This window comes from Paenibacillus sp. VCA1, assembly GCF_031583795.1.
GTDB classification, from domain to species: domain Bacteria; phylum Bacillota; class Bacilli; order Paenibacillales; family Paenibacillaceae; genus Paenibacillus_AQ; species Paenibacillus_AQ albilobatus.
The window spans coordinates 296,297-322,445 of the sequence record NZ_JAVLSX010000003.1 but is presented as its reverse complement, the minus strand read 5'-3'; the positions used below and the strand labels follow the sequence as shown (position 1 = coordinate 322,445).

General features: G+C 54.4%; 22 protein-coding genes. 13 read left to right on the top strand and 9 right to left on the bottom strand.

Annotated features, from left to right (window positions below):
- Positions 1 to 110: 110 nt before the first annotated feature.
- The gene (locus tag RJP21_RS08050) at positions 111 to 422 is read right to left on the bottom strand and encodes an ArsR/SmtB family transcription factor (protein WP_160042885.1); all 312 of its coding nucleotides are present in this window, start codon (positions 420 to 422) and stop codon (positions 111 to 113) included.
- 137 nt (positions 423 to 559) lie between these two features.
- Between RJP21_RS08050 and mprF the strand changes: the two genes are divergently transcribed.
- Positions 560 to 3,208 (top strand): bifunctional lysylphosphatidylglycerol flippase/synthetase MprF, encoded by a 2,649-nt coding sequence (gene mprF / locus RJP21_RS08045; protein WP_310858827.1) that lies wholly within the window; start codon positions 560 to 562, stop codon positions 3,206 to 3,208.
- Positions 3,209 to 3,568: 360 nt separating this feature from the next.
- Here the strand turns inward: mprF and RJP21_RS08040 are convergent, their stop codons facing one another.
- From RJP21_RS08040 to RJP21_RS08020, 5 genes are all read right to left on the bottom strand, one after another.
- The gene (locus RJP21_RS08040; protein WP_310858826.1) at positions 3,569 to 4,858 is read right to left on the bottom strand and encodes a sensor histidine kinase; all 1,290 of its coding nucleotides are present in this window, start codon (positions 4,856 to 4,858) and stop codon (positions 3,569 to 3,571) included.
- On the bottom strand, positions 4,851 to 5,537 hold the full coding sequence (locus RJP21_RS08035; protein ID WP_310858825.1) for a response regulator transcription factor: 687 nt from the start codon (positions 5,535 to 5,537) through the stop codon (positions 4,851 to 4,853). Before RJP21_RS08035 ends, RJP21_RS08040 begins: the two co-directional genes overlap by 8 nt.
- A 205-nt stretch (positions 5,538 to 5,742) precedes the next feature.
- On the bottom strand, positions 5,743 to 7,002 hold the full coding sequence (locus RJP21_RS08030) for an MFS transporter (protein ID WP_310858824.1): 1,260 nt from the start codon (positions 7,000 to 7,002) through the stop codon (positions 5,743 to 5,745).
- Positions 7,003 to 7,331: 329 nt separating this feature from the next.
- Positions 7,332 to 8,177, bottom strand: a complete 846-nt coding sequence (locus tag RJP21_RS08025; RefSeq protein ID WP_310858823.1) for a lipoate--protein ligase family protein — start codon at positions 8,175 to 8,177, stop codon at positions 7,332 to 7,334.
- Between the two features lie 25 nt (positions 8,178 to 8,202).
- A complete protein-coding gene (locus RJP21_RS08020; RefSeq protein WP_310858822.1) occupies positions 8,203 to 9,000 on the bottom strand; it encodes a GNAT family N-acetyltransferase in 798 nt (265 codons plus the stop codon).
- Between the two features lie 309 nt (positions 9,001 to 9,309).
- Between RJP21_RS08020 and RJP21_RS08015 the strand changes: the two genes are divergently transcribed.
- From RJP21_RS08015 to RJP21_RS08000, 4 genes are all read left to right on the top strand, one after another.
- On the top strand, positions 9,310 to 9,897 hold the full coding sequence (locus tag RJP21_RS08015) for a TetR/AcrR family transcriptional regulator (RefSeq protein WP_310858821.1): 588 nt from the start codon (positions 9,310 to 9,312) through the stop codon (positions 9,895 to 9,897).
- Positions 9,898 to 9,925: 28 nt separating this feature from the next.
- Positions 9,926 to 10,678 carry a glycosyltransferase gene (locus RJP21_RS08010; protein WP_310858820.1) on the top strand — a complete coding sequence of 251 codons (753 nt, stop codon included), beginning with the start codon at positions 9,926 to 9,928 and terminating at the stop codon, positions 10,676 to 10,678.
- Between the two features lie 502 nt (positions 10,679 to 11,180).
- On the top strand, positions 11,181 to 11,882 hold the full coding sequence (locus RJP21_RS08005; protein ID WP_310858819.1) for a hypothetical protein: 702 nt from the start codon (positions 11,181 to 11,183) through the stop codon (positions 11,880 to 11,882).
- 161 nt (positions 11,883 to 12,043) lie between these two features.
- Positions 12,044 to 12,268, top strand: coding sequence for a cold-shock protein (locus tag RJP21_RS08000; RefSeq protein ID WP_160042875.1), 225 nt, complete (start codon positions 12,044 to 12,046; stop codon positions 12,266 to 12,268).
- An 80-nt stretch (positions 12,269 to 12,348) separates the two neighbouring features.
- Here the strand turns inward: RJP21_RS08000 and ald are convergent, their stop codons facing one another.
- Entirely contained in the window at positions 12,349 to 13,476 is a 1,128-nt protein-coding gene (ald, locus tag RJP21_RS07995) for an alanine dehydrogenase (protein WP_310858818.1), read from the bottom strand.
- A 192-nt stretch (positions 13,477 to 13,668) separates the two neighbouring features.
- Here ald and RJP21_RS07990 point away from each other — a divergent pair, with 192 nt between their 5' ends.
- The 4 genes from RJP21_RS07990 to RJP21_RS07975 all read left to right on the top strand — a co-directional run bounded on the left by RJP21_RS07990 (position 13,669) and on the right by RJP21_RS07975 (position 20,121).
- Positions 13,669 to 15,348 carry a PucR family transcriptional regulator gene (locus RJP21_RS07990; RefSeq protein WP_310858817.1) on the top strand — a complete coding sequence of 560 codons (1,680 nt, stop codon included), beginning with the start codon at positions 13,669 to 13,671 and terminating at the stop codon, positions 15,346 to 15,348.
- Between the two features lie 33 nt (positions 15,349 to 15,381).
- Positions 15,382 to 16,383 (top strand): glycosyltransferase, encoded by a 1,002-nt coding sequence (locus RJP21_RS07985; RefSeq protein WP_310858816.1) that lies wholly within the window; start codon positions 15,382 to 15,384, stop codon positions 16,381 to 16,383.
- Positions 16,384 to 16,484: 101 nt separating this feature from the next.
- A complete protein-coding gene (locus RJP21_RS07980; protein ID WP_310858815.1) occupies positions 16,485 to 18,230 on the top strand; it encodes an ABC transporter ATP-binding protein in 1,746 nt (581 codons plus the stop codon).
- Complete coding sequence (locus RJP21_RS07975; RefSeq protein WP_397386192.1) at positions 18,217 to 20,121, top strand: ABC transporter ATP-binding protein; 1,905 nt, start codon at positions 18,217 to 18,219, stop codon at positions 20,119 to 20,121. The genes RJP21_RS07980 and RJP21_RS07975 overlap by 14 nt, the downstream gene beginning before the upstream one ends.
- 63 nt (positions 20,122 to 20,184) lie before the next feature.
- On the opposite strand, the gene RJP21_RS07970 is transcribed toward RJP21_RS07975, so the two are convergent.
- Together RJP21_RS07970 and RJP21_RS07965 are read right to left on the bottom strand one after the other, a co-directional pair.
- Complete coding sequence (locus tag RJP21_RS07970; RefSeq protein WP_310858814.1) at positions 20,185 to 20,787, bottom strand: DedA family protein; 603 nt, start codon at positions 20,785 to 20,787, stop codon at positions 20,185 to 20,187.
- A gap of 369 nt (positions 20,788 to 21,156) precedes the next feature.
- A complete protein-coding gene (locus RJP21_RS07965; protein WP_310858813.1) occupies positions 21,157 to 22,086 on the bottom strand; it encodes a DUF4023 family protein in 930 nt (309 codons plus the stop codon).
- A 111-nt stretch (positions 22,087 to 22,197) separates the two neighbouring features.
- Here RJP21_RS07965 and RJP21_RS07960 point away from each other — a divergent pair, with 111 nt between their 5' ends.
- The 4 genes from RJP21_RS07960 to RJP21_RS07945 all read left to right on the top strand — a co-directional run bounded on the left by RJP21_RS07960 (position 22,198) and on the right by RJP21_RS07945 (position 25,800).
- Positions 22,198 to 22,902 carry a CPBP family intramembrane glutamic endopeptidase gene (locus RJP21_RS07960; protein WP_310858812.1) on the top strand — a complete coding sequence of 235 codons (705 nt, stop codon included), beginning with the start codon at positions 22,198 to 22,200 and terminating at the stop codon, positions 22,900 to 22,902.
- A gap of 248 nt (positions 22,903 to 23,150) precedes the next feature.
- Positions 23,151 to 24,104 (top strand): ABC transporter permease, encoded by a 954-nt coding sequence (locus RJP21_RS07955; protein ID WP_310858811.1) that lies wholly within the window; start codon positions 23,151 to 23,153, stop codon positions 24,102 to 24,104.
- Positions 24,101 to 25,045 carry an iron chelate uptake ABC transporter family permease subunit gene (locus RJP21_RS07950; RefSeq protein ID WP_310858810.1) on the top strand — a complete coding sequence of 315 codons (945 nt, stop codon included), beginning with the start codon at positions 24,101 to 24,103 and terminating at the stop codon, positions 25,043 to 25,045. Before RJP21_RS07955 ends, RJP21_RS07950 begins: the two co-directional genes overlap by 4 nt.
- Positions 25,042 to 25,800 (top strand): iron ABC transporter ATP-binding protein, encoded by a 759-nt coding sequence (locus RJP21_RS07945; protein WP_310858809.1) that lies wholly within the window; start codon positions 25,042 to 25,044, stop codon positions 25,798 to 25,800. The genes RJP21_RS07950 and RJP21_RS07945 overlap by 4 nt, the downstream gene beginning before the upstream one ends.
- The last annotated feature ends 349 nt before the right edge of the window (positions 25,801 to 26,149 follow it).

Below are 26,149 nucleotides of genomic sequence, written 5' to 3'. Positions count from 1 at the left end.
CTCCCAAGTTTAGGTTTTACTTTTCTGCATTTCTATAAAAATAGATATATAAGATCAAAAGAAGGAGCTTTATGCTTAGTGGCAGACCATGATTATGAAAGCTCTTAAGCCTAAAGCTCTTTCTTGAGTTGTTCGATAAAGCGGCTTATTCCCTCCTCATTACGTCTGTAATAAGTCCACTGTCCCGCGCGGCGGGATTCCAGCAAGCCTGCCTTCTGCAATTTGACGAGATAACCCGAAACCACCGATTGGGCCAGCCCCGTTTTCGCCGAAATCGAACCGACGCAAATGCCGCCTTTAAAATCGCAAGATGCCGGCATATGCTCCTGGGGTCCAAAATGCTCTTCCGGATGCTTCAGCCATTCCAAAATGTTGAACCGGGTTTCGTTTGACAATGCTTTGATCGTTAATAATATATCCATGGGTCTTATTATATCTATTTTTATAGAAATGTAAATATCCATTCCGAAAAATGACCAAATATTTGTATCGGACAGGCTTTATGTTAGGATAGGAGGGGACTGAAATTCCAATCTTTTCAAGTGAAAGGGTGCTTGATATGAAGGAAAAGCTGGAGCGGTACAAAATCTTCCGCATTCTGGCTTCTATATACCGGATCAAGGCGGTTCGCCTGCTGATCCCGATCGCCGTGATCGGGTTCGTATACTGGGAAGGCCAGCGGGAGCTGCGCCAGATTTCCTTTGGCCGAACAATTGGCGAGCTGCGCAGGCTGCCGGCCTCCTCGGTCGCGGAAATTTTCCTGTTTGCCCTTTTTTCCGTGGCGGCGATGAGCCTTTACGATTTCATGATCCGCCGCCATTTCCGGTTAAAGGTAGGGTTTTGGAGCACCTTTCGGTATGCGTGGATCGCCAATACCTTCAACAACATTATCGGATTCGCCGGATTGACGGGAGCGGGCCTTCGAACGATCCTTTATAAAAAAAGCGGGATTTCGCCTGCATTGATGGCTTCCGCCGTCGTGTTCCTTTCCCCGGTCGTTGTGACGGGGCTGTCGATCCTTTCCTGGGGGATCATCTTCGGATGGTTTACCGTGGGCGGATTGCTGCAGGAGCATCGATGGCTTGTTTTCGCCGTGTGGGGAATGGCGCTGTATTTGCCCTTGTTTGTTTTGATGCAGCGGTCCACGCTGTTTGCGAAATGGTTTAACCGCGGCGAGGGGAGAACGCCGTGGACGACCGTCGGCGTATCGCTCAGCGCTTCGTTTCTGGAATGGGCCTGCGCCGGCGTCACCTTCTGGCTGATTACCGCCAGCGTTCTGCATGACGTAGCCTTTCGGGACGTGATCGGCATGTATTCGATTGCCGCGATCGCCGGCATTTTAAGCATGGCGCCGGGCGGCATCGGTGCGTTCGATTTGACGGTGCTGCTCGGGCTGGAGCAGATGGGTTTTCCATCCGGCCGGGCGATGGCGGTGCTCGTTTTGTTCCGGCTCTTTTATTATATCGTGCCGTGGCTCATCGGCTTGATCCTCTCCGCCTTCGAGCTGGGCAGCGCGGCCAAGCGCGCCGGGGAGAGCGCGGACCCGGCCACGGAGCTGCCTTTGAACGCCTGGCAGCGGCTGTGGCGCTGGCCGGGCCAGTTCCGCTTCCTCAGCGATCTGGGCGCATGGGCGCTCGGCAAGCTTGTGTTTATAAGCGGCATCGTCCTGCTGCTGTCGGCGGCGACCCCGGGATTGCTGTACCGGCTTAAGCTGTCGGAGGAAATCCTGTCGATGCCGATCATGCGGATTTCCCATCTGCTGTCGGTCATCATCGGTTTCATGCTGATCATTCTTTCGCGCGGCATCTCGCTGCGGATCCGCCGGGCCTATGTCTGGACGGGCATTTTGCTGCTTGCCGGCGCGATTTTCACGTTTACCAAGGCGTTTGATTTCGAGGAGGCGATTTTTCTGCTCGTTGTCGGCGTCACGCTTTGGCTGGCCCGATCGAGATTTTACCGCAAAGGCGCCGCCATCGACGTTCGGAACTACTTGATGTGGTACGTATTGTCCGCGGTTATCGCTTTTCTGTATTTCTGGATCGGAAGCCATGTCCATCACGGGTGGCTTCGGCATCTGCCGACGGCGGACCGCATCCATTGGATGTTCGGACCGAAACCTTATGCGATGACCGCTTGCATCGGATTGGCCGGCGCATGGCTGCTGCTTACGATGATGCTGCTGCTGCGTCCGAACCGGCGCATGGCGGCCGGAGCCGGGCCGGAGGACCTTCGGAAGCTGCGGCTGTTTCTTCAGGATCACCACGGCAATTTGCTCACCCATATGCTGTTTACGGGAGATAAAAGCTTCTTTTGGGCCCAGCAGGATCAGGTGCTGATCCCGTATGCCAAAGCCAGGGACAAACTGGTGGTGCTTGGCGATCCGCTTGGTCCGACGAAGCTGGTGCCGGACGCGATCGCCGAATTCCAGCAATATGCCGATGAATACGCCATGTCCGTCGTGTTTTATCAGGCGACACCCGAGTTTCTGCCCATCTATCATGAATACGGCTACCGTTTTTTCAAGCTGGGAGAAGAAGCGCTGGTTCATTTGGAAAACTTCACGCTCAGCGGCAAAAAAGCGGCCGATTTGCGCAGCGTCCGCAACCGCTTTGAGCGCGAAGGCTATCTTTTTGAAGTGGTAACGCCGCCTTTTGCCGATGCGTTGTTTGCAGAACTCAAGACCGTATCGGATGAGTGGATCCGGGGAAGGCGGGAAAAAGGCTTTTCGCTTGGCTGGTTCGATCGCATCTATTTGGAGGAGGCTCCGGTCGCGCTCCTGAAAAACCCGCAGGGGCTCATCCTGGCGTTCGCTTCGCTTGCGCCGGGGTATGACGAAGGCCGCACGATGTCGATCGACTTGATGCGGCACCGCAGCGGCACACCGAACGGTACGATGGATTACCTTTTTATAAAGCTGCTCGAATGGTGCAAGGAGCAGGGATATCAAATCTTCAACCTCGGCAATGCGCCGCTCTCCAGCGTCGGAGAAAGCAAAAGCGCCCTGCGCGAGGAAAGGCTTGCCGCGCTCGTCTTCCAATACTGCGGGCACTGGTACGGGTTCAAGGGGCTGCGAAGATACAAGGAAAAGTTCGCCCCCGAATGGGAACCGCGATTTTTGGCCTATCCCAACTGGGTGTCGCTGCCGGTGCTCACCGTCGATCTGGTTAGATTGGTGTCGAGAAGAGTGCGGGAAGGCGGAAAGCGATGAAGCGCCCCCGCGGCAGATTCCGGCACTCGTTAGGACGGCTGTCCGCACGCAGACCGTGAAACCTTCTGATCCTTATTGCTATGGACGGGATTCGCGGTCTGTCTTCCAGGAAAATACGTCGATAGACGTTTTTTCTTATCTCAAGGTTTTGCAAAATCCTCATCTAAAAGCATTTATCATTTCCGGTGTCCCCGCAAAGTTCCTAATCGGCTTCGAAGCCATAGGTCCCACTTTGCGGGGTTATTTGTTGGACCGCCAGGAAAATAGGATCGCCAGGCAATCTTGGCAAAGCTAAAAAGCCGCCTGTTCCAAGCTCCGAAAGAACTGGAACAGACGGCGGAATATTCGAAGATCCAAAGATTACTGCTTCGGAAGCCGGATCCGGAAAATGACGCCTTTCGGCTCGTTGTGCAGCGCCTGGATCGTGCCGTGATGGCTGTGAACGATCCACTGCGCGATGGAGAGGCCGAGGCCGGAGCCGCCCTGTTCGCGCGAGCGCGCCCGGTCTTCGCGGTAAAAGCGGTCGAAGATGCGGGAGAGGCCTTCCTCACTGATGCCGATGCCGGTGTCGCTGACCTCGATGAACGTTTTGTTCTCCTTGACGTACGTGCTGATGCCGATGCTGTCATGCTCGCCGGTATATTTTAGGGCGTTGTCCAGCAGGATGACCAGCAGCTGATGCAGCCGCCCCGGGTCGGCGTTCAGCCGGATTCCGCTGTTTAGGCTCAGCCACATTCGTTTCTCCGACAGCTCCGCGATTTCCTTATAAGGACTGCATACCTTATCCACGAATTCGTCCAGCTCGATCGTTTGTTTCTCCAGCTGCGTTTCGGTGGAATCGGCCCTGGCCAGCGTCAGCAGGTCGGACGTCATGCGCGACAGCCGCCGGGTTTCCGAGAGGGAGAGGGCGATATTTTCAAACGTGTCGATGATCCGCTTCTCCGGCATCGTCTGCAGCAGCTCCAGCTTGTTCTGGATGATCGTGAGCGGCGTCCGCAGCTCATGCGAGGCGTTTTCCACGAATTCCACCTGCTTCTCCCAGGAGCGGATGATCGGCTTCATCATTTTCCGCGACAAAACATAGCTCGCGCTGATCGACAGCAAAATGAATACCGCCGAGCATAAAATAATGATCCGCCTGAAGTTGTCGATCAAATTCTGCTCGGAATCCACGTTGATTAACAGCTGGACATAGGCTCCGTCAGCCTCAGGATAGGGGATGGAGACGGTCCGGAAATGGTATTTGCCTTGAACGGTCACGTTGGAAATGACGCCAATCGTAGAGGGGTTAAAGGTCATGTCGCTAAAATAATGATTGTAAACGATAAATCCGATTTGCTGGGCGTTGACGATTTTTCCGTCGCTCCACAGAAGCGGAATCACCCGCGGAGTAAGCGGCCAGCGGCCTTTGGCGCGGGGAATAAAGCCGTATTTGTCCGGGAACGGCTCGTTGCCGCCTTCCACGGCGGCTCCGCCTGTTTCGAGCATCCTTTTGGACGCAAGCAGGTCGGAATCGGTTTTGGCGTACAGCGTTGCTTTGATCTGGCCGAAAATGATCGCCCCGAAAATGCCGAACAACATGGTAAATGCAATCAGCGTATAGACCATGAACCGCAGCTGCTGGCTGCGGATGACTTTGTTTTTATTCATGGTCGTCTCCGTTTTCGGACAGCATGTAGCCCATGCCCCGGATCGTTTTGATGTATTTGTCGTAACCGAAAGGCTTGAATTTTTTGCGCAAATTGCTGATGTATACTTCGATGACGGTGTTGGTGGTGCTGGAATCCATCCCCCAGACGCGGTCGAAAATTTGCTCTTTCGTCAAAATGATGTTTTTGTTGTTGACCAAATATTCAAGCAAATCGATCTGCTTGCCGTTCAGCGCAAGCAGGTCTTCGCCGATCTGAACCTCCCGGCTTTTCAAATTCAGCTTGAGTTCTTTGAACAAGAGCGTATGCTGCTTGAACCCGCCGACCGAACGCCGTAAAATCGCCTCCAAGCGCAGCAGCAGCTCTTCGCGGTGGAAGGGCTTGACGAGGTAATCGTCGGCGCCTTGCTTGAAACCGCGGATTTTATCGTCGATCCCGTCCTTGGCCGTGAGGATGAGCACCGGCGTCAGAATGCCTTTTTGCCGGAGCCGTCCGAGCACTTCGTAGCCGCTGAGACCCGGCATCATCAAATCCAAAACGATGGCGTCATAAATGTTCTGCTCTGCCAGATACAGGCCTTCTTCGCCGTCAAACGCCTGCTCCGTTTCGTATAAATCCCGCGTCGTTGCGCAGATCGTGTCGGATAAATGCTTATCGTCTTCTATTACCAGGAGCCGCATGCCGGTTCACCCCGTTTGCTCTTTGCTTCCCGAAGCCAAACGCCTGCCTGCCCTTTACCGAAAAAAGGCGGATAAGCGTCCGGGAGTCATGTTTTGTTGCGGTATCAGGATTGCGTTTTTATTGAGTCTAAAAGTTGGCATCCTGATATCTAAACATAAACATTTCTCCCGGAAAGTCAAATGTTGCATTCGGACAAGATGCGGTTTATGCGGTCATTTCGGCCTTTACAGCGTTTTGATGCTTGCGGTGGAGCCCCGGTAGGGCGATCAGGTAATATACGCTGACGATCAGCATGCTGACGGCCAAAATCCAATAGAGAGCAGTGACGCCCACGATAGCGGGAAACGCCACGGAGATAAAGCCGAGGGCAATCGCCTGCCCGGTCGTGTTGAGCGGTTCGATCCAGGCGCTGACGCGGCCCATGTTTTGCGGTTCGACCAGCTCCGGGAGCCACCCGCCAAGCACGACGTTGACCGGGGCGAGGAGGATGCCGAGCAGCACCATGAATCCCAGGTAGATTTGAATGTTTCCGCAAAGACCGACAGCGAGCGTCAGCGCCATGGTCAGGAAAAGCCCGGTGATAAGCACGGCGACTTTGCCGCATTTTTTAATGAGCAGGGAACTGATTGCGCTGCCCACAAGGTAGCCGATGCCAAGGAACACCATGACCAGCGGGGTATACACTTGATAACGGTCGGGACTGAGTTCGTATTTCATCGTGAACAGAGGGAGAATGGAAAACACGCCGTTCACGATGCCGAAGAAAAAGAAGCCGAGAATGATGGCCAGGAGCAGCCGGGAACGGACGATATATTTGAAGCCTGCGCCAAAGTCGGCCGCCATGCTTTTCAGGCTGAGGTCGCTCAGCTTCGCTTTGCCGTTCGGCTGGCGCACTTCGGCCGGGAAACGGCATGTCGCAAGCAGGATGCCCGATACGATGAAGCTTACGGTATCGATGATGATGGCTCCTTCAATGCCGAGGTAATAGTAAGCGGCGGAGCCCAGGCTCATACCGAACAGCATGAAGATGCCCATGATCGACATATTCAGGCTGGATGCTTTCACATATTGCTCCGGTTTCATGATGCCCTGCATCAAGCTCATTTCGGCAGGAGTGAAAAATTTCGAAATCGCGCTGCGCAGGAACAGGATGGCGAAGGCGGGGATAATCCAGTCCTGATGAATGCAAAGCAGCAGCACGACGGACAAGACGGCACGAATCCAGTCGCTCTGCACGGCGATCCGCTTGCGGTCCAGCCGGTCGGCCAGCACGCCGACGAACAGGAAGACGACCAGCGTCGGCAGCGAATACATCAGTTCGGCGACCGAAGCGTAAGCAGGCTGATTGCTGAACCGGTCGACCAAATAGAAGGCGAAGGCCATGCTGCCGACCATCGAGCCGAGCTGGGACGCGAAGGCGGCCAGAAACATTCTGACAAACATAGCGTTGCGGAAAAGTTCCATAAGGGTATGCCTCATTTCTTTTTATAAATTTTATCCGGTACTCGCGTCCTGGCTGACTTCCGTACAATCCCCAGGCCGCAGGATTTGATATGAGTGTACAATATCCTGATTTTTCCGGATAACGGCGCGGGAAGGAAATCATTCTCGGTCTGTGGTCTGAGATGAAGGTCCGACAGCGCAAAGCAACCCAGCAAACAACCTCGCAAATAACCCCGCAAGTGAATCCTATGCAATAACGGTTTTTCCCGGTACGTGATGAAGGCGAAAGGCATGAAAAAAGGCTGCATCCGATGTTGGATGCAGCCTAATGCAATGTATCTTTTCCGGGGTCAAACCTGCTCCTTTGGAGCGTACCGCTGCTTGAGCTGCTCCGCCATCGCCGTGACCTCCCGCGTGCCCGGGAGCGTCAGCCGCGCGGCCGAAGCCGCGATGCCTTCGGCCGATTGACGGCTGCGGATGACGGTTTTGACCGCCTCTGCGAAGCTTGCCGCGGCTCCCTTGCCAAGACCGGCCAGTTCGGAAAGGGAGGCGGTGCTGCCGCCGTCCACCTGCGGGAATTCGCCGGGGTCCGCCCCTCTGCCCGCCCGGTCGTAAAACTCCCTCACGAGCTGGGCCCGTTCCTGCCCCGAGCCGTCGGCGATGACAAAGGCCTGCACCACGAATGCATGCGCCTGCCGCCGCTGCGCGATCCCGCAAAATTTGCGGCCGCCGATGCTCAGGTCGAAATCGCCGGGGCAATACGCGCCGGCGATTTCCCCTTTGTCGACGGTCACGCCGGTTGAGGCAAGCGCCTCGCGGATCAGCGCATACATGCGCTCGAAATCGCCGCGAAAACGTTCGTCGCCTTTGCCCTGCTTGGGCAGGATGAGCGACAGGTTCACGACGCCAAGGTCGAGCGGCACGGCCGCCCCGCCGGAATTGCGGATGGCCGTCTTGTACCCGAGCGCTTCCAGCCAGGCGCAGGCTTTGGCCGCTCCCGGCAGGCGGCTGTCGCGCAGACCGATAATAAAGGAGCGGGGATGGCGCCAAATATGCAGCAAGGGCGGTCCGCCCCTGCCGGTCTCCTTGCACAGCAGCTCGTCGAGCGCAAAGGGGTACAGCGCGTCCTGATGCGGATCGGGGTTCATCCGGTCCAGAATGAGCATGGAGCTGAATTCGTCGTTGAAATCGGACATCGGGGTTCACTTCCTTTCGCAAGCGTTATTTATGGCTATCAGCGGGCATGAAAAATTGGATGATGTGCTGAATGGCGACCGTCTCGTAGCCAATGGATCGGTAAAGCCGGATGGCGGCTTCATTCTCTTCAAAGACATTCAAGTAAACGTTCGGAGAAAAGGCTGCACCCGCGCGCGTGAGCTGTGCGCAAACCATTTTCCCCATGCCTTGTCTCCGGAAGGCGGGATCCGTTCCGATATTTCCGAGCTCCACGTAATCCCTGCCGTAAATGTGATACCCTCCTGCGGCGGCAAGCCGTTTATTGTCCATTACACCATAGAAAGGGTACTGAAGCTCTTCGGTAGAAAATGCCATGGTGCCGATCGTTTTCATCAAAGCCTCAATCCGTTCGAAATGGGGCGGTCCCAAGCGCTGCACCCGCGGATCGGCCGCAGGCAGCATCTGATGATGTATATGCTTCATGAGAAGCAGTTTTTCCGGGGGTTTGGCGAATGCTATTTGTCCGCAAAGATCGGCCATGTCCTCCTCGTGCACGATAAAGCTGCCGATCGCCTCGTCCGGCAGACGGAGCTCTTTTTTCATCAACGCCAGAACGGCCGGGAAATCAAACGATGGTTGCACGGGGAATACGGAAAAAGCATAAAACGGAAGCCCCTCCAGAAAAGCCAAAACGCCGAGCAGCTCGCCTTGGTCCGTAAATTGTCCGTAATGCGTCGTGCGCGGCTTGCGGAACGTCAAATACGAATAATACAAAAGATGTCTTTCGCGGTCGAGCGAGGCGAGGATGGCCTCCAGCTCTTCCGGCGCCAGTTTGCGAATCATGGTTTGTTGCTCCTATCCTTGTTTGTCTATTATACTTCTTCGACAACAAGGAGGCATTTCCTTGCCGTTGCCCGCATGGCCTTCGTGAGTAAGTGAACTGAACAGGCCCGTTTATTCAAATCCCTGCCGATGTCTTTTAATGTCCCCTGTTATCAAGTATAACGCTTTCATTTCCTTGTATGTAACGATTGATTTTGTGTCACCGGTTGTTTAAACGTTCACAAATACATATTGCAAAAAGGGAAAACCTGGGATACAATTTATACAGACCGATCAGTCGGTCGCATAAATTCGAAAGGCATTGAGATCATGAAAAAAAGCAAAGACGAAGCGGAACAAACGAAACAGGATATTGTGGACGCCGCCAAGGGGCTGTTTGCGGTGAAAGGTTACGCGGCCACCTCCATGAGCGATATTTGCAGCGCCGCCGGCTGCAGCAGGGGAGGCCTCTACCACCATTTTGGCAGCAAAGAGGATCTGTTTATTTATATCGCCGATCAGGCGTTTACCGTGTCGTGGCAGAACTGGGATGAGGCGATCGACGAAACGATGACGGCGACGGAACAGCTGTATAAGTACGCGGATTATTTTGTGGACACGCTCGAAAAGCCGCTCAATAAGGCGGGAGAGGAATTTATAAGCCGCGTCGGCGCGGATTCCGAGGTGGGTCAGCGGTTTCTGGGTATTTTGATGGGGTATATGCAGCGCTTCGAAAGACTCGTGCAAACCGGCCTGGACCGCGGCGAGTGGAAGGGCGACAATGCGCAGGAACTTTCCATGATGATTCTCGGTTATTATTCCGGCCTCAGTGACCATATCCAGATGATGGGCAAGGCAGATGCAAAACAGTTTTTCCGGAAAGCAACGAAGCTTTTACTCGAAGGGATTCAAAAATAAACCCAATTTCCTTGAGGAGCGATGAACAATGAGCACATTTGCATCCGGTTCCGACCAACAGATCAAGTTTTCCGTTATTATTCCCGCACGAAACGAGGAGAAGTATATCGGCCGCTGCCTCGATTCCTTGGTTGCCGCAGCCAAAGCTTATCCGGGACAGGTCGAGGTGATCGTGATGATCAACCGCTGCACGGACCGGACGGCCGACATTGCCGAATCCTACGGCGCTATCACGCTGCCGATCGATAACAAAAATTTGTCCCAAATCCGGAACGCCGGCATTCATGCCGCACGGGGAGAGATCATTGTCACGATCGACGCCGACAGCTGGGTGACGGACAACATGCTGACGGAAATCGACCGGATGCTGCAGACAGGCAAATATATCGGGGGCGGCGTCCGCTCGGCTTTTGAACGGAATTCGCTCGGTATCGCAATGTCGGCGCTTGTGCTGATCGTTCCGCTCCTTTTTAAATACGGGCCGTTAACCGTGGGGCTCTTCTGGGGTTACAAAAAGGATTTTGAAGCGGTGGGCGGTTTTAACGAACAGATGCTCATGGCCGAAGATATCGAATTTGCCAGCCGCCTGAACAAATGGGGTAAACAGAACGGAAAAAAATACGGTACCGTCACGAAAGCGCTGATGACGACTTCTTGCCGAAAATTCGACCAGTATGGGGATTGGTGTTTAGTTAAAAATCCGGGCATCGTGCGGGCTTACTTGAAGGGAAACGACCGGGCCTATGCGGATCAGGCCTATTATGAAATGGAAAAGAAATGATGAGATGAAGAGCCACCCCGTCGGGTGGTTTTTTCTTGCAGCTACACAGAATTGTCAACGGATTCCCTCTGGGATATTCCGCAGGCATATTATATATTTAAAGGGGACTTCCAGAAGTTTTAACACCGTCAAAAATTTTCCTTGTTAAGGTGGTGGTTGGCTATGACGTCGCGCAAATCCGCCAATTGGGCCGTGCCTCTATTTATAGGCTGCATGTGCCTCATGATGTTGTCGGACAGCTACGTTGTTCGGAGTACGCCATTCGGTTCCGACCAAAAGTGGTTAAGTTATGCGCTCCTCTTCGATTTTGTCCTTGTGGCTCCTTTTATGTATTGGTTGTTGATTGCGCGAAAAAAGGAAAGAGGATGGCTTAAGGTTCTCCAAGTTTTGATCCCGTGTATTCTGTTGGCTTGGTTTGCGCTTCCCGCATCCGGACGGGATCTGTTGCAACATGCCCCGCTGCCTTTGAAGATGCTGATTGCAGCGCTGGAAGCGGCGCTGATTGGCGCGGAAGCAAAACTGGTATACGGACTGGCCAAACGGTTACGCGAGGGGGCTTCGTACCGGCGGAGACCCGGCGGAAGCATTGAGGCTAAGCTTCGATCAACGCATGAAACAACCGTCGATCCTCTCCTCTTTGGTGGTCAATGATCTGTTGGCCGCATATTATTTATTTTTTTCATGGAAAAGAAAAGTGAAGCCGAAGCAGCCCGGCATCGCCGCGTTTTCCTATCACCGCAAGTCAGGACAAACCGTGATGGCGGCCGTGTTTACGCATGTCATTGCCATTGAAGCCTTCGGCGTCCATGTCCTGGTGATGCGATGGTCCGAAATCGCGGCGTGGGTTTTGACAGCGGCGGATTTGTGGCTGCTATTTATATTGTGGGCGGATTGCCGCGCTTCGGCGATTCAGCCGATCGAAATGCATCCGGACGGGCTGCGGATTCGCTACGGTATGCGTATTCAGGCCGATATTCCTTACCGATGGATTGCAGCCGTGGACACCGCACTCGAATTTCATCCAAGCAAGGCGGAAAGCAAACATTCCGTTTTGCCGATGGTCACCCCAAATGTCAAAATTACGCTTACCGAAACGACGACGGTGCAAGGACTGCTGTTCATGCCGAAGCAGGTCGAAAGCATTTATCTCGCTTTGGATGAACCCGCGGCGTTCGCGCATGCCGTAAAAAAGATGCAATATTAGTAGGATGACGAAATATATATAGTAAGACAGACCATCCCTTTTTAGTGGCGGAAGGGCTGGCCGGCCATTCTTTTCCGGATCGAACATAATTCGGCTCTTCCGGGTCATACTAAGGGAACAGCTGGGATGCTGACGAAAATATAGGATGAGGATGGGATTAAATGTACTTCGGTAAAAAAGTGGTTGAGGAAATTCCTCAAGCGGATACGGCGATTTGGTCCTGCACCAACGAGGACTGCAATGGCTGGATGCGGGATAACTTTGCCTTTGAGCAGGAGCCGGTTTGCGCCCACTGCAACTCGCCCATGGTCAGCGGCACGAAGATGCTGCCTTTGGTCGTCAACGATCATCCTATCAAAATGCTGAAGAAGGGCACCTTGATCTAGGTGCACGCCATCATACGAAAAGAAAAACAGGGCCGCCGGAAGGGACCCTGTTTTTCATTATATTACCGTTTCGGCAGCCGTTAAATTGTAACTTGGCTGAACGCTTTTTCAGCCGGAACGTAGTCATACCCCAGATCGCGGGCGACGGCTTCATGCGTCACATGCCCGTTAATGACGTTGGCGCCGCTGCGGATGGCCGGATTCGCCGCCAATAGCTGCTGCAGCTCCGTGCCCGCAAGCTTGAGCGCAAAAGGCATCGTGGCGTTGGTGAGTGCCAGCGTCGAGGTACGCGGCACCGCTCCCGGCATGTTGGCGACGGCGTAATGAACGACGCCGTGCTTCACGTAAGTCGGGTCGTCATGCGTCGTGATATGGTCGATCGTTTCGACGACGCCGCCTTGGTCGATGGCCACGTCGACGATGACCGAACCGGGCTTCATCGTTTTGACCATCGCTTCCGTGACGAGGCGGGGCGCTTTTGCCCCCGGAATAAGAACGGCGCAGATGAGCAGGTCGGTATCCGCGACCGCCTTGGCGATATTGGCCGGGCTGGACGCGAGCGTGCTGATCTGGTTTCCGAAAATGTCATCCAGCTGGCGGAGACGCGGAATGCTCAAATCCAGCAGCGTTACGTCCGCCCCCAATCCGACGGCGATTTTGGCGGCGTTCATGCCGACGATGCCCCCGCCGATGATCGTTACTTTGCCCCGGGCGACGCCAGGAACGCCGGAGAGCAAAATCCCTTTGCCGCCATGCGGACGCTCGAGCAGCTGCGCGCCGATTTGCGCGGCCATCCGTCCCGCTACTTCGCTCATCGGCATGAGGAGCGGCAGCGTGCCGTTGACGTTGACCGTTTCATAGGCAATGGCATGTACGCCTGATGCGACAAGCGCCTTGGCGAGCTCCGGCTCGGCGGCCAGATGCAGGTAGGTGAACAGGATCAGCCCTTTGCGGAAATATCCGTATTCGCTTGGCAGCGGCTCCTTGACCTTCATGATCATGTCGGCCTGCCCCCATACATCCTTGGCTTCCGGCAAAATGACGGCTCCGGCTTGTTCATATTCTTCATTAGTGAATCCGCTTCCAAGACCGGCGCCGCGCTCGACGAAGACACGGTGGCCATGCTGGATGAATTCCAGGGCGCCTGCCGGGGTGACGGCGACGCGGTTTTCGTTGTTTTTGATTTCTTTCGGTATTCCGATGTTCATGACAGATCACCTCTCCAAACCTAAGATTCATGTGTTGTCGGATCGCGCAAAACCTTGACAGTAAAAGTTTACAATCGATTTTAGGGTGAAGCATCATACGTCTTGTCAATGGAATAGATCACATGACAGGACATTATGTTCAACCGGACGAGCTTTTCGGCCGTATTGAAAATGGGACGCCAAACTTCTATAATGACTCCATTAAAGAGAGGGGATGTGACGGCTTTGGGCGGATTTACGCTAAATATCAGAGACGTGCTTGAGCGCCCCGTGTTTCAAAGAGCCCGGCTGATCGCAGGCGCGGGCGGAACCGGCCGCAAGGTCGGATGGGTTCACATCTTGGAAATCGCAAACGTGGCCCCTTACGTAACGAAAAACGATCTGATCATGACGACCGGGCTTTGGCTTCGGCATTATGAGCAGGAGCGCCTGTCCTACATGCAGCAGCTCATACGCCAGGAAGCGGCGGGGCTGTGCGTGGAGCTCGGAACGAGCATTGAAAACATTCCCCAAGAAATCATCGAGCTTGCAGACGCATCCGATTTTCCCCTGATCGTGTTCGAGCAGCCTGTCCGCTTCGTGGAAATCACCCAGGATATTCACGGGCTGCTGATCAACCAGCAGCACCAGATGCTGAAGGATTTGGAGGCTTTCTCCCGCAGGCTTCAGCAAATTACGCTTCAGAGCACCGACGTAAACGCCATCCTCCATGTATTATATGAATACACCGGAATGCAGGTTGTGTACTATTCCACCGTAGATACGAACAAATTTATGCCCCGCGGCATCTCCGCATCCGCAGCGGAAGAAATTACGGCCTTGTACAGAGGTCGGGTAGAAGGAAGCGAATCGGCCCACCAGGAGGCAGGCATGTTTGCGCTGCCGCAAGAAAGGCTGCTGCTGACGCAGCCTGTCATCTGCCTCGGGCAGACGCTGGCGCATGTCGGGCTGGTGCTGACGAACCGGCACGTGCAGGAGCGGTTGACGCTGCTGCTGGATTCCACCGCCAAATCGCTTGCCTCGCTTCTCCTTAGGATGCTTTTTCTGGAGGAAAAAATGCTCCGCGATCAAAACCAGCTCATCCAGGACATTTTGAATCACCAGATTAAAGACGAAGAGGAAGCGCGAATGCGCATGGGTCTGCGGCCGCCGAAGCAAAGCGAGATGTGGTTCGCGGGCGGGATGATCGAAACCGAATATGAAGAAGAAGCGGACCGGGACAGGATCGAATCCGATCAGCAGGATTTGCTGGTCCGGTTGCGCGCGCTTTTGAAAAAATACGCCCTTCAAAATCTGCTGATGCAAAAGGGCCGCCGGATCTACGTGCTGTGCGCGCGGGATAGATCCGCCAAGGAGGATACGCCGGTTTCCTTGCAGCAGACGATTCGCAAAATCGTGGAACGGCTGCAGCATCCGGCTTCCGGAGTTCCCCTGTTCCGGCTGCATGCCGGTTTTGGCCTTGTACGCAACCGAATGACGGATATGCACCGCAGCTTCAAGGAAGCCGAGCAGGTGCTCGAAGTGGCGCGATCAAGGGTGGCGGTGCAGGACGGTCTTTTTTATGACCGGATCGGGGTGTACCGTCTTCTGAAGGCGATCCCGGCGGAATCGCTTGAATCGTTCGTTCAGGACCAACTGGGCGCCTTGATCGCCTATGATCAGGAGCATCATCTGCATCTGCTGCAGACGCTCGACATGTATTTGAAATGCATGGGCTCCAAAAACGATACCGCCAAAGCGCTGTATATCCACAGGCAGACGCTGTACAACCGGCTGGATAAACTGATGGAGATTTTGGGCGAAGATTATTTGGAGCCCGAGCGGCGCGTTTGCCTGGAAATGGCGCTGCTCGCGCTGCCTCTTTTGGCTTGAATAAACATACAGACATAAAGGAATGATTGAACAATGAAAAAAGTCGGACTGGTCATGAGAAAAATTCAGTTTCGCGAAAACCAGGGGCCGCGCGTGTTTGCGGACCGCCTGAAAGCGATCGGGCAGGAGCTGGGCGTGGACATCGTGTTCATTTCCCCGGAGCGCCATGTCAGCGGGTATGATTGGCTGCCGGGATACGAGCATGAAAAAGGGGATCTGGTCAATTACGACATCGTGCTGGACCAGATCCACGAACACGGCATCGAGCATGTCATTTACACGGTGTCCGGTTTTACGTACCTGAAAATGTTCATCGAAAAAAGCGTCCTTTTTCCGCACAGCTTCCCGGATCCGGCTTTGACGGGATACGAAATGATGAAGCCTTTTTACCAAATCGTGGACAAGGCGATCGTGCAGACGGAATTTTTGAAAGAGGAATTTGCCAGAAACTTCGGGATTACCGACGTCGACGTCATCCCTATCGGATTTAGCGAAAGCTTGGCGCAAAAGCATTTTGATCCTTCGCAGGTCGTGCGTAACCGGATTTTATGGATCGGCAGGGACGAGGAGAACCGGCGGCCGGACCTGGTGCTAGAATACGCCAGGCGGAATCCGGACAAGGAAGTGTTTATGGTATTCGGCGGCGAGCGCTACCGGGAAAGCATGAAAAAATACGATATCCCGGATAACGTGCGCCTGCAATTCGCGCTGAGCCAGGACGAGGTGTTTGCGTTGATGAACACCGCGAAGGTGTATTGGAACTGCTCCCGTTTCGATACGTTCGCCATGCCGCTTACGGAGGCGCTTGCGATGGGCAAAATCGTCGTGAAGCCGGAGCATCCTTGCTATCGTCATATTAACGCCCGCCATTCGTTTTCGGGGCATGAGGAGAACTGGTTCGAGCTTGTGAACATGGCGGCCGCGCTGCCGCAGTCCCATTCGATGGACAACCGTTATTATGCGTTCGACCAGTTTTCGAGCCGGGTGATGAAGGAAGGATACAAAAACTTTTTCGATGTTTGGCTCAGAGATTGACGGAAGCGCTCCAATCGGCGAGTATGTATATATGTACATAAACCCGTTTCGGGTTCGGAAAAGAAGGACTGAAGTCTGACGAGCGGGAGGTGGGTGTTGCTTTGTCTTTCTTGCGGAAGTATGTCCGGAAATACGGGAAGCTGTTTTGCGTGGCGGTGCTTTTTTTGACGCTGGAGGCTTTCTGCGATCTGCTTCAGCCGACCATCATGTCCAAGGTCATCGATGACGGCGTGGCGAAAGGGAGCATGAACAAGGTATTCGAGCTGGGCGGGCTGATGCTGCTGGTGACGGGAATCGGCGCCGTGTCCGCGTCCATTCGCAACGTGATTTCAAGCCACGTGTCGCAGCGTTTCGGGGCGGAAGTCCGATCGGATCTGTTCCGCAAAATCCAGTCGCTTTCGTTTGAGCGCATGGACCGCTTCGACCGGGCGTCGCTGGTGACGCGCCTGACGAACGACGTGACGCAGGTGCAAAATTTCGTGAACGGCCTGATGCGCTTTTTCGTCAAAGCCCCCTTGCTGGGGCTCGGCAGTTTGATCATGGCCGTGCGTCTCGATGTTCATTTATCCGTCGTGCTCGCGGTGGTCGTGCCTGTGGTAGCGGTTCTCATCTTGCTGAACATGAAGATCGGTTTTCCGTTTTTTATCCGGGTTCAGCGCGCGCTGGACGGGGTAAACGGCGTGATGAGGGAATATTTGTCCGGCGTTCGCGTCGTCAAGGCGTTTAACCGGTTCGAATACGAAGTGGATAAGTTCAATGCGGCCAACGACGAGCTCACGGCCCGGTCCATGACCTCGATGCGCGTCATGTCGGTGTTCGGCCCGGGCATTTCCCTGGTGGTCAACTTCGGCATCATCGCGGTGTTATGGCTTGGCGGCCTGCGCGTCGACAACGGGCAGATGCAGGTCGGCAGCATCATCGCCTTTATTAATTACATGACGCAAATTTTGTTTTCGCTCATGATGATTTCGAACGTGTTCAACATGTTCGTGCGCGCCAAAGCCTCGACGGGCCGGATCGGCGAAGTGATGGCCGAAGAGAGCGGGATGCCGGGCGGCGCGGCCGGGACGGAGCCCTCGCGCGGGGAGCGGGGAAGAATCGACTTCGAGCACGTCAGCTTCGCGTATGCGGGTTCGTCAGGCGATCCGGTCATCCGGGACTTTACGCTGACCTGCCTGCCGGGACAAACCGTCGGCATCATCGGTTCGACCGGCGCCGGCAAAACATCGCTGGTTCACCTTATCCCGCGGTTTTATGACGTGACGTCGGGCGCCGTCAAAGTGAACGGCGTGGACGTACGGGATATGGATCCGGCCAAGCTTCGCGAGACGATCGCGATCGTGCCGCAGAAAATCATGCTGTTTACCGGCACCGTCGAGGACAATTTGCGCTGGGGCAAAGAGGACGCGACGGACGAAGAGCTGGAGCAGGCCGCCCGAATGGCGGAAGCGCACGATTTTATCATGGCTTCGCCCGAAGGTTACCGGAGCCGGATCGGCCAGGGCGGCGTCAATTTTTCCGGCGGGCAGAAGCAGCGGCTCTCCATCGCGAGGGCGCTTGTCCGCCAACCGGAAATTTTGATTTTGGACGACTGCACCAGCGCGGTGGACGTCGCGACCGAAGGGCGGATCAAACAGGCTTTGCGAACCTACGCGCAGGGGCTGACCTGCATATTGATCGCGCAGCGGATCACGTCGGTGATGGACGCCGACCGGATCGTCGTCATGGACCGCGGCGAAATCGCCGGGACCGGCACGCATGAAGAATTGATGCAAACTTGCCGCGTGTACCAGGAGATTTACAAGTCCCAAATGGGAAAGGAGATGCAGCCGAATGCCGAACCATGATGCTTCGCGCGAGCAGCCGCAGGCTCCTGCGCCCCAGGGTCCGGGCGTTCCCGGGGGAAGACCGGGTCCCATGCGGGGAATGATGGGCAGAGGCCCCGGCGGCAAACCGAAAAACTTTGCGGGAACGCTCCGGCGATTGTGGGGATATATCGGCAGGGAGCGGAAGCTGCTGTCCTTGATTATGCTGTTCATCATTGTCGATGCCGGCGTAACGCTGGTCGGGCCGTATTTGATCGGCCGTTCGATCGACGCCATGTCGCCCGGCATCGGCGGCGTCGATTTTCACCTGCTGTTCGTGCTGATCGCCGTGCTGGCGGCGGCCTACGTGACCGACGCGGTGCTCAACTTCGTGCAGGGCTGGCTGATGGCCGGCATATCCCAGCGGATCGTCGCTTCGCTGCGCCGGGCGCTGTTCGGAAAGCTGCAGAAGCTGCCGGTATCGTATTTTGACGCGCGGTCGCACGGCGAAGTCATGAGCCGCCTGACGAACGACATCGATAACGTAAGCTCGACCATCTCCCAGTCGACCGTTCAGCTGATGTCCGGCGCGATCACGATCATCGGCTCGCTTGTGATGATGCTCGTATTAAGCCCGATCCTGACCCTGGCGAGCCTGATCACCGTGCCGATCCTGTTTCTGCTGACACGGACGGTTACCCGGAAGACCAAGGTGCTGTTCAAGGAACAGCAGGTGCAGCTGGGCATGCTGAACGGGCATATCGAGGAAAGCATTTCGGGCATGGAAGTGGTCAAAGCCTTCAACCACGAAGATAAAGCGATCGATGAATTCGAGAAGGTGAACCGGAAGCTGTTCGAGGTGGGATTGAAAGCGCAAATCCGTTCCGGCTTTATGATGCCGATGATGAACGTGATCAACAACATCGGATTTGCCGCCGTGGCGCTGGTCGGCGGGGTGCTTGCCGTCAAAGGCCTGATCACCGTCGGCGTCATTGCCAGCTTTATCAGCTATTCCCGCCAATTCGTCCGGCCTTTGAACGATCTCGCCAACATTTATAACCTGCTGCAATCCGGGATTGCGGGGGCGGAGCGCGTCTTCGAAGTGCTGGATGAACGGGAAGAGCCGCTCGATGCCGAAAACGCCAAAGTGCTCGAGCGGATTCGGGGCGAGGTCGTGTTCGACCAGGTCAGCTTCGGGTACCGGCCGGACGTTCCGATCCTGAAAAATATCAGCTTCGCCGCCAAACCCGGCAGCAGCACAGCGCTCGTGGGGCCGACGGGGGCCGGCAAAACGACGATCGTAAACCTGCTGACGAGGTTTTACGACGTGACCGGAGGCTCGGTCCGCATCGACGGAGCGGACATCCGGGACTATACGCGGGACAGCCTCCGGCGCAGCTTCGGATTCGTGCTGCAGGATACGTATTTGTTTTCGGGGACGATCAAGGAAAACATCAAATACGGCAAACCGGACGCGACCGACGAGGAGGTCAGGGAGGCTGCGGCCATGGCCAATGCCGACGTCTTTATCCGGCGTCTGCCGGATGGTTACGACACGCTGCTGTCGGAGAACGGCGGCAATTTGAGCCAAGGGCAGCGCCAGCTGCTGGCGATCGCGCGCGTGCTGCTTGCGAGGCCGGCCATTCTCATTCTTGACGAGGCGACAAGCAGCATCGACACCCGGACGGAGCTGCATATCCAGGATGCGCTCCTGCAGATGATGCAGGGCCGGACGACCTTTATTATCGCGCACCGGCTGAACACGATCCGCGATGCCGATACGATCATGGTCATCGACCATGGTGAAATCGTCGAGCAGGGCAATCATGAGCAGCTGATGAAGCGGCAGGGCTTTTACGCCCGCATGTTCGAAAGCCAGTTTAAAAATCTCGAACACGCGGCGGATTCGGCCGAAGCGTCTGAAAGGCCGTAATCACACGCCGATGTATTGCCTGAAACAATGGATCGTGCGGCTTCATCAAAAAGGCGCCTAGAATCACAGGCGTCTTTTTGTTTTGCTTTTTCTTTTTTTGAACCAAAATATCGCGGCCACGACGATCGCCAAAATGACCATGGACAGCGCAAAGTAGCGGGAGGCGACGTGAAGCAGCTGCTCGATGTTCGGGCCGAACGTTTTGCCGATCATGACGTACACCAGCACCCATACCAATCCGCCGATGTAGTTCAAAATGAAAAAGGTGCGGGGCCGGATTTTCAGCACCCCGGACACATAACCGGTAAAATGGCGAAGCCCCGGCACGAAATAGCTGATCAGAATGAGCTTGTTGCCGTATTTCCCGAACCAATCCGTCACCTTTGCAAGCCGGGCCTGATTGAGAAACACATATTTCCCGTACTGTTCCAGAAAAGGGGTCCCCAGTCTGTAGCCGACAAAAAAGGTCACTGTCGTGCCGATGATCGCGCCCACGTAAGAATAAAAAATGATGAAGGGTATATGGAAGTCCCCGAATGAGGACATATGGCCCGATATGGCCATCGCCAATTCGCCCGGGAAGGGAAGCGCCAGCGATTCCGAAAATAATCCGAAAAATAACACAAGGTAGCCGTATTGTTCAAACAGTTGGTTCATCCACTCCATTATTCAATCTCCTTTTATCTCTAATGGCCGGATTGTCCGGTTGTTTCATTCAAAGGGCAGTACAACATTCACATCTTCAGGAATGAGTTTCCGTCTATTGTTCATTCTATAAGAAACGGAAGAGCATTCGGAACTGGCTGCGGTCCAGTTAAAGCACTAGACCTTGGTCTGGCCGTGCCTGCATGTGCCCGATATTCAATTAGACGGAGGAAACCCGTCGTTCCCTGCAAGTTTCATGAAAATGCCCCGGAATAGGGGATGTAGCGGGAACGGCGCAACGCCGCTTGAGACGACACACCCTGCCGACACGAGAGCATGAAAAAAGCACCCGCCCCCCAATCGGGGAGCCTGGTGCTCTTTCATCGCGCCTTACTTATTCGTGCTGTGCTGTTTGTTCTGCAGCTGAGCTTGAGGCTGGCCTGCGGCGCGCTGCTTGTTTTTGCGCTGGTTTTCCTGCTGCTCGTGCACCTTGTTTACGAAATCGCGCGTGCTGTCCGTCATGTTCTTATTCACGCTCCCTTCTGCTTCGGAAATGGGGTTCCCTGTTACGATTTCCGAAGAGGGCAAATGGAATTCATGGGATGCGAAGCATGCCTCCACGAAGGCAAGCGCTTCTTCCCGGATCGGGGCGAGCCCGTGCTTCGCCGAGGCCGGGTCCCTGCGCAGCTCCCAGAACTTGTTCATCAGTTTCCGGTCGCCGCCGAAGGTAAGCTCGGACAGCCGCTCCATTTCTTCGGCAATCGCTTTTCCCTCCCCGGATTCTGGTTCCAGACCTTCCCGCAAACACCGCTCGACCCGGGCAATCACCTGCACCCAGCCGCGCGTCAGTTCATCGCTGCCCTCGAGGCGGGGCAGTTTCGCCTTCAGTACAAGCAGCTCCTCTTCTTCAAAATAACTTTCCCAGCTGACGGTACGTTCTTTTGATCCTTTTACCAGCGGCAGCAGCGTCTCCCACCGGATTTTACCCTCCGCTTCGAGCAGATTCAGCAAGGCGTTCGTATTGTTCAAGCTTTCCTGCAGATTCTCCAGCTTTTTTTTCAAATGCTTCCGGTGCGCCTCCAAAATCTGTCCGATGGATAGTTCATCAAGCAGATGCCGGATTTCATCGAGCGGAAGCGACAAGGACTTCAGCAGCGATATTTTTTCAAGCCGCAATAAATCCTCTTCGGTGTAAAGCCGCCTGCCGCCCGCTTCTTTTTTGCCGGGGATGACCAGTCCGATTTGGTCGTAATAGCGAATGGTGCGGATGGACACCCCAAGCTTCGCGGCCGCTTGCCCCGTGGTCCATGTATGACTCATGGCGATCAACCCCCGCTTTCTTACAGGTTTAAAAATTTGTGCTTGCAGGTGACGTTGCGTCACCTTGTAGACTACACCTTAACCGAAGGAAAATATAGGGGGAATGTGCAAATGAAAGCAAACAACAAACAAGCTTGGGCCAAAGATCCTTGGTCGGTCAAAGAGCTGGCCGCCATCGTTTTTTTGGCTTTTCTGCTGGTGCCATGGCTGGTGGAAGTCAAATTATACGCGTTTCTGGAAAAATGGTTCGGCAACTTGTTGTATGCGGGTACGCTGATGGGCTTTATCCTGAGCATCGTGTACATGGCAAGTCTTTATCTTATTGCGCTCTACCCGCATAAAGCCGGATGGTCCGAGGTGGGTCTCCGTTCTTTTCCGCGCAAATATTGGAGCGCCATTCTGCTGTGGTCGGCTGCGATCCTGGCGCTCGGGGCGGCTATGCTGCTTCTGATGACGGTGCTTGGCGGCGGCTACGAAAACAGTAAAACCGATAGTTTGCAAAGCCATGCGAGCGTTCTGGGCATCCTGATCGCCGTTGCGGCCGCAGGCGTCATTTCGCCCATCTATGAGGAAATTCTGTATCGGGGTTTTCTATACCGCTGGTTTCGGACGCGCTGCGGGCCGGGATGGGCGCTTTTTCTCAGCTCCGCATTGTTTACGGTCGCCCACATCCCGACGTATAACACGCTGCCCCTCAATTTCGCTAGCGGGCTGATTTTCGCCTGGACCTATGAAAAAACGCGTTCCGTCGTTCCCGGCATGATCGTTCACGGGTTGACCAACACGGTGGCGGTGCTGCTGACGGTATTTGCATAAATTGTATACCGTTTTGTGCATAAATCCACAAAGTGGGCAGGCTGTAATCCTTGTGATTACGGCTTTTTCGTTGTCCGGTGATTTTGTATTGATCCCAAAATTCCTTGATTTGATCGGGATTTAACGATTGACAAAACCGGTCCAGCTGGTAGAATGATAAACAGAGTTGATCTAATTGAGAATGAATATCATTCTTAGTATATGTAATATGATGACATATAGTCTGGATAGAAAGAGTCTGATTCCTAATGAAAATTTGGTACTTGTGGGCAGCTTTTATCGTGTTATCCATCATATCCCTGTTCGTGGGAGTCAAAGACATCGCGCCTTGGGATTTGCTGCATCTGACCCCGGAACAGCAGCAGGTACTGTGGATCAGCCGTCTGCCTAGGCTTGTCAGCATTATCATCGCCGGCACCAGCATGAGCATCATCGGCCTGATCATGCAGCAGCTGACGCGCAACAAGTTCGTTTCGCCGACGACGGCGGGGACGATGGATTCGGCCAGGTTCGGCATTTTGGTGGCGATGATGCTGTTTTCGAACGCGAGCACGCTGGAGAAGATTTTGGTCGCTTTCGTGTTCGCACTGTTGGGCACCTTTATTTTTATGCGGATTCTGGATCGGGTAAAGTTCAAGGACGCGATTTTCATTCCGCTGGTAGGTCTGATGTTCGGCAATATCGTCAGCTCGATCACGACTTTTTTCGCCTACAAAAACGATTTGATCCAGAACATGTCCGCCTGGCTGCAAGGCGATTTCTCGACGGTGCTGAAAGGGCGCTACGAAATGCTGTACGTCAGCATCCCGCTGATGATCATCGCATACCTGTTCGCGAACCGCTTCACCATCGCAGGCATGGGCGAGGAGTTTGCGGTCAACCTGGGTCTGAACTACAAGGCGGTCGTCAATATCGGGCTGGTGCTGGTCGCGGCGGTGTCGTCGGTCGTCATTTTGACGGTCGGCACGATTCCGTTCCTCGGGCTGGTCGTTCCGAACATCGTGACGATGTACCAGGGCGACCATTTGAAAAAAAACCTGACGCATACCGCTTTGCTCGGAGCCGTGTTCGTCTTGTTCTGCGACATTTTGGGCCGGATCATCATTTATCCGTATGAGATTTCCATCGGCCTGACGGTCGGCGTGCTGGGCAGCGCGATCTTCATTTTCCTACTCCTGAGAAGAAAGGCATATGCGTCATGAAAAAAAAGCTCATTTTTCTGGCAGTTATCGCACTTGCCCTCATCGCCGTGTTCATGCTGATCCAGGCCGGAGGCCATTGGGATTACGTCCTTCCGCGCAGGGGCAAAAAGGTGCTGGCCATGATTTTGACCGGCGGGGCAATCGCTTTTTCGACCGTCGTGTTCCAGACGATTACGAACAACCGCATCCTGACGCCAAGCATCATGGGACTGGATTCGCTGTATATGCTGTTCCAAACCTTTATGGTTTACATATTCGGTTCGGCGGGCCTGACGGCGATGGGCAAAAACGTGAACTTCATCATCTCGGTCGGCCTGATGGCGCTTTTTTCGGTGGTCTTTTACAAACTGCTGTTCAAGCGGGAGGGGCAAAACATTTACTTCCTGCTTCTGCTCGGGCTGATCTTCGGCACGTTGTTCCAGAGCCTTTCGACCTTCATGGAGGTGCTGATCGACCCGAACGAATTCCAGATCGTCCAGGATAAAATGTTCGCGAGCTTCAACAACGTCAACACGGAGCTGCTCATCCTGTCGCTCGTGCTGATGGCGGGCGTGGCGGTATACTTCGCGCGTTATGCCAAGTACCTGGATGTCATTGCCCTGGGAAAGGACCAGGCGGTGAATTTGGGCGTGGATTACGACAAGGTCGTCAAAAGAATGCTTGTGGTGGTGGCGGTGCTCATTTCGATCTCGACGGCGCTCGTCGGCCCGATCACGTTCCTCGGGCTGCTTGTCGCAAATGTCGGCTACCAGTTCATGAGAACCTACAAACATCATTTCCTGATTCTCGGCTCCATGCTGCTGAGCATCATCGCCCTGGTGGGCGGGCAGCTGCTGGTCGAGCGGGTATTCACCTTCTCCACGACCTTAAGCGTTATCATCAATCTGGCCGGAGGAATCTACTTCCTCTACCTGCTGCTAAAGGAGAGTAAATCGTCGTGATCGAGGTCAAAAACGTAACCAAACGATACAACAACAAAACGGTCTTGGACGACGTGTCCGTCACGATCCGCAAAGGGAAAATCACTTCCTTCATCGGCGCGAACGGCGCGGGCAAAAGCACGCTTTTGTCCTTGATCAGCCGCCTGAACAAAAAGGACGAAGGCGACATTCGGATCGAAGGGCAGCCCATCGACAAATGCAAAAGCAGCGATCTTGCGAAAAAAATATCGATCCTCAAGCAGTCCAACCATATCAATGTGCGGCTTACGATCCGCGAGCTGGTGAGCTTCGGGCGTTTCCCGTATTCGCAGGGCAAGCTGAAGCCGGAGGATTGGCAATACGTCGACGAGGCGATCCGTTATATGGAGTTGGAGGATTTGCAGCATCAATATTTGGATCAGCTTAGCGGCGGCCAGCAGCAGCGGGCGTTTATCGCCATGGTCATCGCGCAAAACACGGAATACGTGCTTCTCGACGAACCGCTGAACAACCTGGACATGAAGCACTCGGTGCAAATCATGAAGGTGCTGCGGCGGATGGTCGACGAACTTGGCAAAACCGTCATTATCGTCATTCACGACATTAACTTCGCTTCGGTCTATTCCGACGATATCGTCGCCCTAAAAAACGGGCAAGTCGTCAAGGAAGGGCCGGCAGCGGAAATCATCGATTCGTCCGTGCTGAAGCAGGTGTACGGCATGGACATCCCGATCGAAACGATCAACAATCATCGCATTTGCGTGTATTTTGCGTAAAACCTGCGTTTCCCGACTTTGGTAATGAGATCGATGCACCGCCAATTGCCAGGGCCCGGCAGGACGGACTCGCGTCGCATTATTTATACATTTTGCTCTGTTTAAGCATTGCGTGCGGTGAACCCGCTACGTTGACGGATCGTTCTTCCGATCGCTGTTGTATCCAAATTTTCTTATTATATTTTTTCATAAATGTAGAAATTCGGATACAAAGGCGAACGCTTCGCTTCTTCAAAACGATTCCGTCCCCTTCGCTCCTTTTGAACCATATTTAGTTACCTTAGTAGTAAGAAGAGAGCCGTGCAAAGGTTGAAAAAATTCATTTAATATGAGGTGACCCCCGTGAAAA

Bases quoted from the DNA above. Each gene is read 5' to 3' on its own strand.
- RJP21_RS08015 (WP_310858821.1), top strand. From the start codon at position 9,310: ATGAAAAAAAGCAAAGACGAAGCGGAACAAACGAAACAGGATATTGTG.
- RJP21_RS07990 (WP_310858817.1), top strand. From the start codon at position 13,669: ATGACTCCATTAAAGAGAGGGGATGTGACGGCTTTGGGCGGATTTACG.
- RJP21_RS08025 (WP_310858823.1), bottom strand. From the start codon at position 8,177: ATGTCCGATTTCAACGACGAATTCAGCTCCATGCTCATTCTGGACCGG.
- RJP21_RS07955 (WP_310858811.1), top strand. From the start codon at position 23,151: ATGAAAATTTGGTACTTGTGGGCAGCTTTTATCGTGTTATCCATCATA.
- RJP21_RS07950 (WP_310858810.1), top strand. From the start codon at position 24,101: ATGAAAAAAAAGCTCATTTTTCTGGCAGTTATCGCACTTGCCCTCATC.
- RJP21_RS07975 (WP_397386192.1), top strand. From the start codon at position 18,217: ATGCCGAACCATGATGCTTCGCGCGAGCAGCCGCAGGCTCCTGCGCCC.
- RJP21_RS08030 (WP_310858824.1), bottom strand. From the start codon at position 7,002: ATGGAACTTTTCCGCAACGCTATGTTTGTCAGAATGTTTCTGGCCGCC.
- RJP21_RS07985 (WP_310858816.1), top strand. From the start codon at position 15,382: ATGAAAAAAGTCGGACTGGTCATGAGAAAAATTCAGTTTCGCGAAAAC.
- RJP21_RS08010 (WP_310858820.1), top strand. From the start codon at position 9,926: ATGAGCACATTTGCATCCGGTTCCGACCAACAGATCAAGTTTTCCGTT.
- RJP21_RS08000 (WP_160042875.1), top strand. From the start codon at position 12,044: ATGTACTTCGGTAAAAAAGTGGTTGAGGAAATTCCTCAAGCGGATACG.
- mprF (WP_310858827.1), top strand. From the start codon at position 560: ATGAAGGAAAAGCTGGAGCGGTACAAAATCTTCCGCATTCTGGCTTCT.
- RJP21_RS07965 (WP_310858813.1), bottom strand. From the start codon at position 22,086: ATGAGTCATACATGGACCACGGGGCAAGCGGCCGCGAAGCTTGGGGTG.
- RJP21_RS08020 (WP_310858822.1), bottom strand. From the start codon at position 9,000: ATGATTCGCAAACTGGCGCCGGAAGAGCTGGAGGCCATCCTCGCCTCG.
- RJP21_RS08040 (WP_310858826.1), bottom strand. From the start codon at position 4,858: ATGAATAAAAACAAAGTCATCCGCAGCCAGCAGCTGCGGTTCATGGTC.
- RJP21_RS07970 (WP_310858814.1), bottom strand. From the start codon at position 20,787: ATGGAGTGGATGAACCAACTGTTTGAACAATACGGCTACCTTGTGTTA.
- RJP21_RS07960 (WP_310858812.1), top strand. From the start codon at position 22,198: ATGAAAGCAAACAACAAACAAGCTTGGGCCAAAGATCCTTGGTCGGTC.
- RJP21_RS08050 (WP_160042885.1), bottom strand. From the start codon at position 422: ATGGATATATTATTAACGATCAAAGCATTGTCAAACGAAACCCGGTTC.
- RJP21_RS08035 (WP_310858825.1), bottom strand. From the start codon at position 5,537: ATGCGGCTCCTGGTAATAGAAGACGATAAGCATTTATCCGACACGATC.
- ald (WP_310858818.1), bottom strand. From the start codon at position 13,476: ATGAACATCGGAATACCGAAAGAAATCAAAAACAACGAAAACCGCGTC.